We start from the raw sequence: 12,920 nt of genomic DNA, 5'->3' as shown, positions 1-12,920 counted from the left end.
ATGTCAACGCCTACTCCTCCAGTGGCCTTCCCTCCCCGCGCCTTGCGCTGGGCAGTGGCCGGTTCGGTGATCGTGATGATCGCCGCCGGTGGCCTGTTCTACTACGCCTCGAAAATGGCCGCGGCCAAGCGTCAGAGCAACCACGACGAAGTGCTGGTGACCATTCACCCGCACAGCTGCGAGCCGAATGCGTTGACGGTCCCGGCCGGGCGCGCCAGTTTCCGCATCGTCAACCGCTCGGACCGCGCTGTTGAATGGGAAATCCTCGATGGCGTGCTGGTGGTCGAAGAGCGGGAAAACATCGCGCCCGGCCTGAGCCAGGTGATCAACGCCAACCTGTTGCCCGGCGATTACGCGATCACCTGCGGCCTGCTGAGCAATCCCCGTGGCACGCTGCACGTAACGCCTACCGCCGCTTCCGAAGCCGCGGCCAAAGCCAAACCGTCGATGGTCGCTTTCGTCGGACCGTTGTCGGAATTCCGCGTTTACCTGAGCAGCCAAGGCACCGCGCTGATCAAAGCCGTCACCGCACTTGAGCAAGCCATCGAAGCCGGTGATCTGAGCCAGGCGCAAGCGTTGTACATCCCGGCCCGCACCGCGTATCAGCGCATCGCCCCGGCTGCACAGCGTCTCGCCGAACTCGACAACAGCATCAACGCCCGTGCCGACTACTTTGAAAAACGCGAGCAGGATCCGGACTTCAGCGGCTTCCATCGCCTCGAATATGCGCTGTTCCAGCAACGCACCCTCGACGGCCTGACACCGGTCGCCCAGCGGCTGCTGACCGACGTCACCACGCTCAAGCAACAACTGCTCGCCCAATCGCTGCCGCCGGAACAACTGGTCAGCATCGTGGTGCGCAACCTCAACAACCTCGGCGACGTGCGCGCCAGCAGCGGTGAAGAAGAACGCTACAGCCACACGGACTTGAATGGATTCGCCGGCAATCTCGACGCTGCCCGCAAGGTCGTCGACCTGTTGCGTCCGCTGCTGACCAAGTCCGCCGCCGAACTGCTGCCGCCCCTCGACAGCGCCGTCGCCAGCCTCGATGCCGAACTCAACGGCTTCAAGGTCGAGAACGGCTACGCGAGCTACGACAGCGTCAGCGCCGAACAACGCAAACAGATCGCCGACAAGGCCAAGGCGCTGGCCGACGCGCTCGACGGCATCGATCCCGCCCTCGGCCTTTCCGGCCTATAGCAGAAGACGAACTTCAGATGAATGATTCAGAACACTTCAACCTTCAGCGGCGCAGGGTATTGATGGGCATGGGCGCCGCCGGCGTAGCCCTGGCCGGGTCGGCCTTGAGTTGCCCGGCCATGGCCGCCAGCCCCGCGCAAGTCACCGAAGCGCCGAGCAGCGACAAGACCGAGGACCGCCACGACTTCCACGGCCGGCACCAGAGCGGCATCGTCACCCCGCGCCCGGCGTCCGGCATGCTGGTGTCGTTTGATGTGTTGGCCAGCGACCGCGGAGACCTGGAGCGGCTGTTCCGCACGCTCAATGAGCGCATCGCATTCCTGATGCAGGGTGGCCCGGTGGCGCAGGTCGATCCGAAACTACCACCGGTGGATTCGGGGATTCTTGGCCCAGTGGTCACGCCGGATAACCTGACCATCACCGTGTCGGTCGGCGAATCGTTATTCGACGAGCGCTTCGGCCTGGCGAACGCCAAACCGAAACGACTGAGCCGCATGGTCGGTTTCCCCAACGATGCGCTGGAAGCCGATTGCTGCCATGGCGACCTGAGCCTGCAGTTCTGCGCCAACACCACCGACACCAACATCCACGCCCTGCGCGACATCGTGAAGAACCTGCCGGACCTGCTGCTGGTGCGCTGGAAGCAGGAAGGCAGCGTGCCGCCGCAAGCGCCGGCGAAACCCGGTGTGCCGGCGCAGAGTGCACGCAATTTCCTGGGTTTCCGCGACGGCTCGGCCAACCCCGACTCCAACGACGCCAAGGCCATGGACAGCATCGTCTGGGTCCGGCCCGGCAGCGACGAACCGGCGTGGGCGGCGAATGGCAGCTATCAGGCGGTGCGGATCATCCGCAATTTCGTCGAACGCTGGGACCGGACGCCGCTGCAGGAACAGGAAAGCATCCTCGGCCGGATCAAAAGCACCGGCGCGCCCATGGGCGGCACCCATGAAACCGAAGTCCCGGACTACGCCAAGGACCCGGAAGGCAAGCTGACCAAACTCGACGCGCACATCCGTCTGGCCAACCCGCGCACTGCCGCGAGCCAGGCCAACCTGATCCTGCGCCGGCCGTTCAACTACTCCAACGGCGTGAACAAGAACGGTCAGTTGGACATGGGCCTGTTGTTCATCTGCTACCAGGCCGACCTGGAAAAAGGCTTCATCGCCGTGCAAACCCGCCTCAACGGCGAACCGCTCGAGGAATACCTCAAGCCGGTCGGTGGCGGGTACTTCTTCACCCTGCCGGGCGTGACGGGCGACCGGGATTTCATCGGTCGCTCGCTGCTTGACGCTGCCTCCCCAAAAACAACCGCATAACCAACCCCCCACACGGAACCGTCCCATGAACAAGTCGCCACTCGCGTTACTGCTGACCCTTGGTTTGCTCAACACCCCGTTTTCGGCTTTCGCGGCGACGGCGCCGCTGGAACTGGTGGGGCCGATCTCGGACTACAAGATCTACGTCACAGAGCAACTGGACGAACTGGCCAGCCACACTCAGAAATTCACCGACGCCGTGAAGAAAGGCGACCTCGCCACCGCGCAAAAACTCTACGCGCCGACCCGGGTTTACTACGAATCGATCGAGCCGATCGCCGAGCTGTTCAGTGACCTCGACGCGTCCATCGACTCCCGTGTCGACGACCACGAAAAAGGTGTGAAGGCTGAAGATTTCACCGGTTTCCACCGCATCGAATATTCGTTGTTCTCCGAGAAAAGCACCAAGGGCCTGGGCGAACTGGCCGATGGTTTGAACAAAGACGTCAAGGACCTGCAAACCCGCGTCGCCGGTCTGACCTTCCCGCCGGAGAAAGTGGTGGGCGGCGCGGCGGCGTTGCTGGAAGAAGTCGCGGCGACGAAGATCTCCGGCGAGGAAGATCGCTACAGCCACACCGACCTGTATGACTTCCAGGGCAACATCGACGGCGCGAAGAAAATCGTCGACCTGTTCCGTCCGCAGATCGAGAAGCAGGACGCAGCGTTCATTGCCAAGGTCGATAAGAACTTTGCGACGGTGAACAAGACACTGGCCAAGTACAAGACCAAGGATGGGGGTTTTGAGACTTACGACAAGGTGAAAGACAGCGACCGTAAAGCACTGGTTGGGCCGGTGAATACGTTGGCTGAGGATCTGTCGACGTTGCGTGGAAAATTGGGGCTGAACTGAGGTTCAGTCTCAGGGAGGATGCTTCGCGAGCAGGCCTTGCCCGCGAAGCGCCCAGGTAGACTAACGTGGTTGGAGTTTTGGATTCCGGGGAGTAAAACCCAAAAGTGCCGGTCCGACAGGTTTTCCGCGGCTATCCACGCCAAACCATTTGTTGCTCTGAAATATGGCCGTGCTGTTAGTGCCCCGGTTCACTCCGTTGACAAGTTTGTGCTCAGCATTCATCCACGCGGGCATTTTTTTCCCCGCTTCCATGGCGGCTCCTCCGAGAAAGCACCTGATTTGATCGACCCCGGTTTGCAGTCGACCTAAACCGTTTTGGGTGATCTCGAATACTCGGCTGGTCAGCATCTTGCCAAAGCTTCGCACTCCTCTTGCAGTGCCCCCGAGGAGATCAAGCAACCCGCTCGCTGGGTTGATTAGCGAATTGGCGGTACCCACGCCAGTTTTCATGAACTCAAAGGCCTTCACTTTGAACGGTGAATCAGAGTTGAGTACGCTCGCTGCTTTACCCGCACCACCGACCAATGCGAAAAGGCCAGATACCGCATCGGTAAAACACCCGAATGCGCCATTGATCAAGCCCATGCGCGTCCCGGAGCTCAAGTCGCTGGCACAGCCGACGAAGGGAATCAGTTGCAGAGCATAGGCTTTCAAATTTTTCCAGAATTGGTTCTGCTCATCGCGGGGGGTGAGTCCTTTGGCGCGATCGAACAAAACTGCCTTTTGCCCCTGCAAAAAATTATCGTGGATCACGGCGCTGACGATCCTGGCCAGCTTGGGTGAGAAATAGCCAGGGGGAACGTATGTCGTTTCATCCGTGCCCACCAAGGGTGTAGCGGGAAAGTTGTTGCCCAATTTTTCGATGATCAATTGGGGTGACCTGATATGGGTTCTCGGTGCGGACCCGGTTGTATAAGCCTGGAAATCGAAGGGCAACTCAGTGCCTCGCTGAACGCGGATATTGCTTGGCGAATTTCTACTGACTCTGGCTTTTTCGATTTTCATCTCGCCGTTCAGCGGCAGCTTATCGGGCAAGTCCGAACGTTTGACGATTTTCAGCTGTGCCGGGAACACTTCGAAGTAACTGATTTTGCCATGGTATTCACTGCGTATCAGCGTGCCATATCCGCCACGAACTGCCGCCCGATGCTCGGGTGTTTCATCCTCTTTAATCTTCCCGGTTTCTGCTCGCAAGGTGAACAGTTCAACGCTACCGAGCTCTAGAGATTGGCGGTCTTCCAAAGGCAACTCGGCAAACATCAGTTTGGTTGGAGCGATAAACCCCTCTGAGAAATCGGCGAAATAGCTGTCCACGGAGGCCGTTAAAAGCGTGTTCATGTCTGGCAAGGTCTGTATTCTTCTTGCCCACTCCTCACTCGTCATCCCCCCCCGGTTCGGCTGCCACCAATCTGTTGGGTTCAAGTCACCACTCATGTACACCTCGACCAGATCGTGGGTGGTCCCTTTGGTTGCCTCGAGGTTCCACGCGGCACTCACAGCGTTTGACCAGAGTTTCATCCCCTCTAGTTCGCGATCACTTGCACCTGGAAATACCTTGCGTAGCTCAAGGATGGCCAGTTCCCTGCGCGCTGGCAGTGGCCGGGAAAAGGCCTGGAGTGATTTGGCAATCTCCGCGCGCTGCCTGGCGAACATGTTGGCGGCGCGTTCATAATCACCGGGGGAGTAGTCTGACGTCTGCCTCTGTCGAACAACGCCGTTCATGACACCCCATGCCACCAGTATGTCGACACCGAGGCTCTGGAATAACAGGCGGTTTTCCTCGGTGACTGGATCAAGCACAGCAAGCGCCATGAGCTGTTCATCGGTCATTACACGGGAACAGCCTTGATCCGTTGCTTCCGCGATGGCAACGCCCAAACGCAACGTCATCCAGTTGACGGTTCCCATCAGCACGTTATCGTTACCGCCAGCCACTAGAAATTCCGGAGCAACGTCGGCCAGGAACAAGTGAGCCACCAATGGCGCAGTCTGCGCGCTGACCCCCTTGTCATTGATCAAATGATTTTCGATATCGGCACGTATCGCACCGAGTTCACGCCCTCTGTTGTTCGGCTGGTAAACATCGTAACCGGCAATGTTGCCCAGTTTGCCAGGCACATCGGGATCAACATTCAGTTTTATCGCCGTGCACAGGAGCTGATGGTAGTGCTCCACGGAAGCCGTTTGTCCTTCGGTGGCGCCATACCAGTTGAGCTTTTCGACCAATTGCCGTCCCCATGAGTCAGCTTTATTGGTCTCGAGCATTTCACCAAGCAGTCGGTCGGCATGGGCTCGCAGGTATTCGACTGAGAGACCGAGGGGCAGATGAACACCCAACGCCTGGATAATTGACGGAGAACCGTCCTGAAGTCCTTTGGACAGCTCGATGATCTGGGTCTTTTCAGCACTTGAAAGCGTGACAGACGCAGGATTATCCGCCAGCAAATCGGCCCCATAATTGCCTGACGGTGGGGCTGGCGGTATTGACGTGGCCAGCCAGCCAATGATGTTGCGGACTTCACCGGCATTTTTGGGTGCATCAAAACCCTTGAAACGGATGATCTGCAGCAGGTCAAAAGAGGGGCTGCTACGTAGCGCCCCGCCGGTTTTTTTAGTCTGTTCGAACAACTTGTCGAGTTCTGCCTTCAATGCAGGCTGAGCGTTCACAGCGCCAGTCAGGTCAACCCACCTGCTCTCGGAGAAAACCTGGATTTTTCGCTCAGAGACCCTGGCAGGGAATGCGCTGCAGTCAATGTTCCGAGCCTGGCAAAGCTCAATCATGGCCGGCAACACCAGAAAATCATTCAGATGATGGCGTATTTCCTCGCTGGCCTGCACAAGTGGGCTGCTGACAAAATCAGCCATGGTTTGCGACAAGTTAACGATCGCGCTATCGGCCTTGTTCGTCACTGCCAGTTCGAGGGCAGTGACCAACTTCGCACGTTCCTCGGCCTCTTCCGCAACCTGTTTGACCTGTTCGATCGCATTTTCCAGGCGCGCCTTTTTACCCGTAGAAAACTCGGGCCAACCCGATGTCTCCAATTGGTTCGCGAGGACACTTTCGCTCGCTGGAGTGGATGGTGGTTCTACCCCGTAAAACCTGAGGATCACATCGCAAGGAATGGCGTTCGACTCAGTACTCACCTGACACAACCCGAAATCGTCGGGGTCGAGTAATGTCAGGACCGACACCAGTGGCTTTGCCGCCGGCCACCACCCCGAGTCATCCCACAGACTAAACGCACGGGTCGTGGTTTCACCGTTTTCGGTGACGGTGCCTGTCACCCGGTTGTGATGAATGCGCAGCGTTGACAAGGAGAGGCCTTTGGCAGTGAAGAACTCCAGAAGCGCCGGGTCGTTCAGGGCTTGCTTGTACAATTCGACGGATGAGTGGAGCAGCGTCCCGGCAGGGACCGACACAAGGGTGTTTCGACCGGACTTCATCACTGCGATAACGTCATTTTGCAGCTGTTTATCTGCGGTTGAGAGCGCGCCCGAATCATTCAATGTTTCCAGCGTCCACTCGGCGGCACGTTTCAAGCGTTGTAACCGGATCGGCTCTGTCGTGCCCTCATCAGTTTTGGATGAGACAAGGTCGCGGTGGTGTTGAACAAAATCATTTCGGATGTGTTCGACACCCTCGACGATCAATTCACTGCCGGTGATGTTCTTGTTCCATGGCACCGGCTGCTCCAGCAGATGGGCTACATCCGACACCAGCAAAGGATCCTGGTGTGGATCCTCGTAGCTGGACTTGACGAGCCGCTCCCGGATAGCCCGGGCTATCGCAGGCATCTCGTTCAGGGACGATTCCACGTCATTGACAATTTGTCCGTGCAGCCTGGAATCGGCTTCCTTGACGAAGTGCGAGCTGTCAGGCGGTCCCTCGGGGAACCATTGGTTATAAAACTCAAGGACAACGGCATACACTGCGGCTATCGCGACCGTTGCGGTTGCGCGTGGGTTTTGCTGGACCACGCCGGCCGCAGTGTTTACGGTCGCCAGGCTTGCAGCCGCGAGGAATCCGGCTGTTCCCTGTAGCCATTCCCCGAGACTGACGGCCCATGTCTCGACGGTGCTCTGCTGATGCTCCAGCTCTGCAACATTCAATTCATTGGCTTTGTTTTCGAGCTCGTTGAGCAGCGTGCGGGGATCGGCTATATCCTCGGCTGCCACAGGGTTCCATCCGGTGAGAAAGTGCGTGACGCCCGTCAAAAGAGTATCGACCTGACCAGCCAGCTCTTCGAGTTGCTCAATGAATCCAGGGGCGAACGCAGCGCTTTCGTGTCTGGGTTGCTCTGCGGGTGGCGTGGTCGTGACCGTAGCGCGAGGCATGACTCGCAGGCCAGGATCCATCGCTGGCCCCGGCAGTTGCCTGATGTTCTCGACGCAGTTGAGTGCATACATGATTCTGGGCACAAATCCTTTCGGTACGCCGGGTGCACGGGTATCGACGGAATCGTGGAAATCGGATTTACGTTCGATCTCCTGCAGAACCTTCAACAACGGAAAATCTACATCGCGTTTGCTATCCCCACCGACGTGAATGACCAGATGAGTTTGCGGTTTGAAGGGTTTGAGAAACTCGAAACTTACCGCGTCTCGAACGGTACGTTGAGCCGCTACTATCGGGTCTTTTTTTTCTACGATGCACCGGATCAGTTGATGAATGCTGCTTTCGTAGCCGGCCGGCACTTCGTCGTTTGCTGCGCGTTGATTCAAGACCTGCAAACACTTGCTCATTAGAAGGCATGCGGTGTCCGGCGACGGTCTGAGGTGGGCGATGTCCTCAAGGTCCACCTCAGGCCTGTTGGGCCCTTCCTCATCCAACAGCTGTCCCAGGCGGTCATTCATCCATGGCGGACTGGCTTCAATAATTTCGCAAAGACACTGCCATTGAGCGCTCGTCAACAATTGCCCCTTGGCAATTTTCTTGTCCCTTTCCTTATGCGATTCGGTCAGTTGGGACTGTATGAATCCAGCAACGCCTTGGCCGTCCTCGCCCTGATGGAAACCGAGATGTTCGCCAAGCGTGTCGGCCCAGCGGTCATGCGGAAAATGGCAAACAACCTCCACGATCTCGCGCAGCTGCAACACAGGCAAATCGCCCTTGGTTTGCAGAGAGCGCATTATTGCCTCGACGAATACGTGCTCCAGGTTCCTGCCGACTTTTCTGTGCAAGATGCCGCTTTTCAGAATATCGAGTACTTCCCGCTCCGTCAGAGTCTGGGTGGTCAAATGCTCATAAGCAGCCCCCCAGGCTTCGCTAAAGGAATTCAGATCATCAATACAGTCCCCATCGCGTTTTTCCCTGGGGTAATACAGCGGGATCTCGACGGCGTTATTGTTTGCAGCAGCGACGCCGGGCCCAGGGACGCTGACAGGAAAACCGGGGCGTTGCGAGCTGCTTGCGGTGCCGGAAACCTGCGCGGCCAACCTGGTTGGCGCCCCGGTATTCGGAGTTGAATGATCTGGATTGGCCGAACGGGTGGTGTTTGTCGGGGCAGGTTTTACGTTCAACTTAAAGTCCTTTTTGCAGGAATGCACGACCGCAGCCTAAAAGACCGGGTCAAAAAAGATCTTTAAAAAAACGCTCTGCCCTGCAGATTTCCTTTACAGAATGCGATAAAGCAACCGCTCGATCCGCACCCGACTCACTCGCTTGAGAAACTTGGCCACCGCCGCCGGGTAATCCGGCAGGGTTTCCAGATCCTGATACCGCTCGATGCGCGTGGTGTGCTGGAAAATCTCCGCCAGCTCACTGCGACGCGGCGCCAGCAATTCCCCTTTCGGATCATCGATCAGCAATGCGTTTTCCAGGTCGAGACGGAACGCTCGCGGGTTGAGGTTGTTGCCGGTCAGCAAGGTATAACGCTGATCGATCCACATGCCTTTGAGGTGATAGGTGTGATCGCCGTCCTTCCACAGGTGCAGGTTCAACTGACCGCTTTCGACGCCGCGGTGATGGCGCTTGGCGAAGCGGCGCAGGCTGATTTCGTAGAGGTATGGTAGCGCCGCGATTACCTTGAACGGCTCGCTCGGCGGGATGTAGAAGTCATTGGCGGTTTTGTCGCCGACCACGATGTCGATCTTCACACCTCGCGCCAGCGCCCGGTTGATTTCCCGGGTCACCGCCAACGGCAGGTTGAAGTACGGCGTGCAGATCGTCAGTTGATGCTGGGCGCTGGCGATCAATTCGCAAATCACCCGGCTCAACGGGTTGTTCTTGCCCACCCCGAGCAACGGGCTGACCGACAGACCATCCTTGGCCGTACTGCCCGTCGTGGTGTCGTACGCGGCGTGCTTGAGGCGGCTGCGCAGGTCGCCAATGTCGTTGCGCAGGCTGCGGGTGGTCGGCAGGTTCGGCAGATCGAGGCGGTGCACCGCTTTCGAGGCGACCAGCCCATGCTGGACCAGGTGCTGCATCGAATCGGCCAGCGCGCTGTTCTGCAGCAGGTGATAACGGTCGTAGCGGTATTTGTCGAACTTGTGCAGGTAGACGTTGTTGAGACTCGCGCCGCTGTAGATCACGCAGTCATCAATCACGAAGCCTTTCAAATGCAGCACGCCGAACAGCTCGCGGGTCTGCACCGGCACGCCGTACACCGGCACAACGCTTTGGTGGGTGCGCGTTGTTTCCTGATACCACGCCGAGTTGCCCGGCTGCTTGCCGGCACCGATCAAGCCGCGCTGGGCGCGCAACCAGTCGACGACCACCACCACGTCCAGTTCCGGATGCGCCAGTTTGGCGGCGTGCAAGGCATCGAGAATTTCCTGGCCGGCTTCATCCTGTTGCAGGTACAGCGCGACGATATAGATGCGCCGGGTCGCCGTGGCGATTTTTTCCAGCAGGCAACGACGGAACTCGGCAGCGCCAGAGAGGATGGTGACGGCATCGGCGGTCAGCGGAAAACTGCGCAGTTTGGGCAGCAGAGAGCGTTTGAAAAGCGACGGCATAGGGCTCGCAATGGGTCGAATCCGGAGAGTTTGAGAGCTTACACCATGGATGGGTTTGGGTCTTGGCCTCTTCGCGGGCAAGCCTCGCTCCTACAAGGGAATGCGATCAACTGTAGGAGCGAGGCTTGCCCGCGAAGGCAATTTCATGGTCGCGAAAAATAACAATTGACCAAGGAGAACGATCGTTCTACTGTAGCCGCATGAACGAAATCACTAGCAACGACACACGCGACATCATTCTGGATGTCACCGAAAAGTTGATCTACAAGAGTGGCATCGCTGCCACCGGCATGGATCTTCTGGTGAAAACCGCCGGCGTCTCCAGAAAAAGCATTTACCGCTACTTCGCCAACAAGGAGGAGCTGACCGTCGCCGCCCTGCAACGACGCGATGTGCGTTGGATGCACTGGTACAGGACCGCCGTCGACCAGGCCGAAACCCCGGCCGATCGGCTGCTCAACCTGTTTACCGTGCTCAGGGCCTGGTTTGACTCGGAAGGCTTTCGTGGCTGTGCCTTCATCAACACCAGTGGTGAAACCGGCGACCCGCAAGACCCGGTTCGCCTGGTGGCCAAAGAACACAAACAGAAGCTGCTCGACTACGTGCGCGAGCTCTGCACCGAACATGGCGCCAAAGACCCGGAGACGCTGGCCAGACAGCTGCTGATCCTGATCGACGGTGCCATTACCGTGGCGCTTGTCATGGGTGATCACAGTGCCGCCGATAATGCGCAATGCATGGCGCGAAAGTTATTGGACCTGTAACACTTTAAACAAGCCCGACAACTTGCTTGAACTTTAATTTTATAGGGAGACTTTAAATGTCTAACGCAGAAGTTCGTCCGCCATTGCCGCCCTTTACCCGTGAATCGGCCATCGAGAAAGTTCGCCTGGCCGAAGACGGCTGGAACTCTCGTGACGCGGAACGTGTGTCCCTGGCGTACACCCTGGACACCAAATGGCGTAACCGCGCCGAGTTCGCCTACAACCGTGAAGAAGCCAAAGGGTTCCTGACCCGCAAATGGGCCAAGGAACTGGACTATCGGCTGATCAAGGAGCTCTGGGCGTTCACCGGCAACCGCATCGCCGTGCGTTACGCCTATGAATGGCACGACGACTCGGGCAACTGGTTCCGTTCCTACGGCAACGAAAACTGGGAGTTCGACGAAAACGGTTTGATGGCCAACCGGTTCGCCTGCATCAACGACATGCCGATCAAGGAAAGCGACCGCAAGTTCCACTGGCCGCTGGGTCGTCGGCCGGATGATCATCCGAGCCTGTCCGATCTGGGTCTGTAAGCTCACCTAAATCAAAATGTGGGAGCGGGCTTGCTCGCGAAAGCGGCGTATCAGTCAACGCACATGTTGACGCTGATGGCCTCTTCGCGGGCAAGCCCGCTCCCACAGGTTTTTGTGGTGTTCAGGCGACTGCGGCCTGTTTTACCAAGGCCTTGGCCTCCAGCTCCCGCACCAACGGCAACACCCGTTTGCCGAAATATTCCACCTCCTCCTGAAAATGCAGAAACCCCGCCAGCACCAAATCCACGCCCACCGCTTTCAACGCCACTATCCGTTCGGCAATCTGCAGCGGTGTGCCGATCAGGTTGGTCTTGAAGCCGTCGTTGTACTGCACCAGGTCTTCGAAGGTCGACTTGGCCCAGTTGCCCTCGCCTTCCGGTGACGCCCTGCCCGCCTGCTTCGCCGCATCGCCAAAGGCATTCACCGCGTCCGGATCGGCCTGATCGATGATCTGCGCCAGCACGGCGCGCGCCTCTTCCTCGGTGTCACGGGCGATCACAAACGCGTTCACCCCGACTTTCACCGAATGATTGTTCGCGGCGGCCTTGGCCCGGATATCGTCGACTTGCGCCTTGATGCCTTCGGGGGTATTGCCGTTGGTGAAGTACCAGTCCGACACCCGTGCCGCCATGTCTCGCGCCGCGCGGGAGCTACCGCCCTGGAAAATCTCCGGTTGCCCCAGCGGCTTCGGTTTGAGGCTGTAGTTGTCGAAGCGGTAGAAGTCACCCCGAAAGGTGAAATTGTCCTGGCTCCAGATGCCCTTGAGCGAGCGGATGAATTCTTCGGAACGACGATAACGCTCATCGTGCTCCAGCCAGTGTTCGCCGATCGCCTGGAACTCACCCTTGAACCAGCCGCTGACGATGTTCACCGCCACCCGGCCGTTGGTCAGCTGATCGATCGTCGCCAGTTGCTTGGCGGCCAGCGCCGGTTGCCACGGGCCGGGCAGGATCGCGGCGATCACTTTCAACGTCGTCGTGGCCGCCAGTAGCGCGTGGCTGAAGGCAACCGATTCATGCTGGTACTCGGCACCGTAGCCGGCGGTGAAGCGGATCTGCGTCAGGGCATATTCAAATCCCGCTTTCTCGGCCAGTTGCGCGAGTGTGCGGTTGTAGTCGATGCCCCAATGGGTGCGTTGCTCGATCTTGCTGACCACCAGCCCGCCGCTGACGTTCGGCACCCAGTAGGCAAATTTGACGGCTTGCTGACTCATTGGCGTGTCCTCGGGACATTGGGAATGTCCTTGGGTGAGAGCAGCAACCGTGCCAGCGGGGTGAGACGACCCTCTTGTGGCTGGCGA

8 protein-coding genes are annotated in these 12,920 nt (G+C 58.4%); 5 read left to right on the top strand and 3 right to left on the bottom strand.

Translation table 11 applies throughout. The features are described 5' to 3' along the window. The 3 genes from efeO (J2Y86_RS02600) to efeO (J2Y86_RS02590) are packed head-to-tail and all read left to right on the top strand — an operon-like array spanning window position 1 to window position 3,366. Window positions 1–1,200 (top strand): iron uptake system protein EfeO, encoded by a 1,200-nt coding sequence (efeO, locus tag J2Y86_RS02600; protein ID WP_253427894.1) that lies wholly within the window; start codon window positions 1–3, stop codon window positions 1,198–1,200. A 17-nt stretch (window positions 1,201–1,217) separates the two neighbouring features. After that, window positions 1,218–2,516 (top strand): iron uptake transporter deferrochelatase/peroxidase subunit, encoded by a 1,299-nt coding sequence (efeB, locus tag J2Y86_RS02595; RefSeq protein ID WP_253427891.1) that lies wholly within the window; start codon window positions 1,218–1,220, stop codon window positions 2,514–2,516. Window positions 2,517–2,541: 25 nt separating this feature from the next. Next, the gene (gene efeO / locus J2Y86_RS02590; protein ID WP_253427889.1) at window positions 2,542–3,366 is read left to right on the top strand and encodes an iron uptake system protein EfeO; all 825 of its coding nucleotides are present in this window, start codon (window positions 2,542–2,544) and stop codon (window positions 3,364–3,366) included. A gap of 60 nt (window positions 3,367–3,426) precedes the next feature. Here efeO (J2Y86_RS02590) and J2Y86_RS02585 read toward each other — a convergent pair whose 3' ends face one another. Next, the gene (locus J2Y86_RS02585) at window positions 3,427–8,886 is read right to left on the bottom strand and encodes a hypothetical protein (protein WP_253427887.1); all 5,460 of its coding nucleotides are present in this window, start codon (window positions 8,884–8,886) and stop codon (window positions 3,427–3,429) included. Between the two features lie 93 nt (window positions 8,887–8,979). Then, window positions 8,980–10,323: a CDP-diacylglycerol--serine O-phosphatidyltransferase gene (gene pssA, locus J2Y86_RS02580; RefSeq protein WP_253427885.1), complete on the bottom strand. Its 1,344-nt coding sequence runs from the start codon at window positions 10,321–10,323 to the stop codon at window positions 8,980–8,982. 200 nt (window positions 10,324–10,523) lie between these two features. On the opposite strand from pssA, the gene J2Y86_RS02575 reads away from it, so the two are divergent. After that, window positions 10,524–11,087, top strand: coding sequence for a TetR/AcrR family transcriptional regulator (locus J2Y86_RS02575; RefSeq protein ID WP_253427883.1), 564 nt, complete (start codon window positions 10,524–10,526; stop codon window positions 11,085–11,087). Between the two features lie 56 nt (window positions 11,088–11,143). Further along, a complete protein-coding gene (locus J2Y86_RS02570) occupies window positions 11,144–11,620 on the top strand; it encodes a DUF1348 family protein (protein ID WP_008038345.1) in 477 nt (158 codons plus the stop codon). A gap of 121 nt (window positions 11,621–11,741) precedes the next feature. On the opposite strand, the gene sfnG is transcribed toward J2Y86_RS02570, so the two are convergent. Continuing rightward, on the bottom strand, window positions 11,742–12,833 hold the full coding sequence (sfnG, locus tag J2Y86_RS02565; RefSeq protein WP_253427882.1) for a dimethylsulfone monooxygenase SfnG: 1,092 nt from the start codon (window positions 12,831–12,833) through the stop codon (window positions 11,742–11,744). Window positions 12,834–12,920: the final 87 nt, after the last annotated feature.

Source organism: Pseudomonas migulae, from assembly GCF_024169315.1.
In the GTDB taxonomy this organism is placed as follows: Bacteria; Pseudomonadota; Gammaproteobacteria; order Pseudomonadales; family Pseudomonadaceae; genus Aquipseudomonas; species Aquipseudomonas migulae_B.
This window is presented reverse-complemented; position numbering and strand designations above follow the sequence as displayed.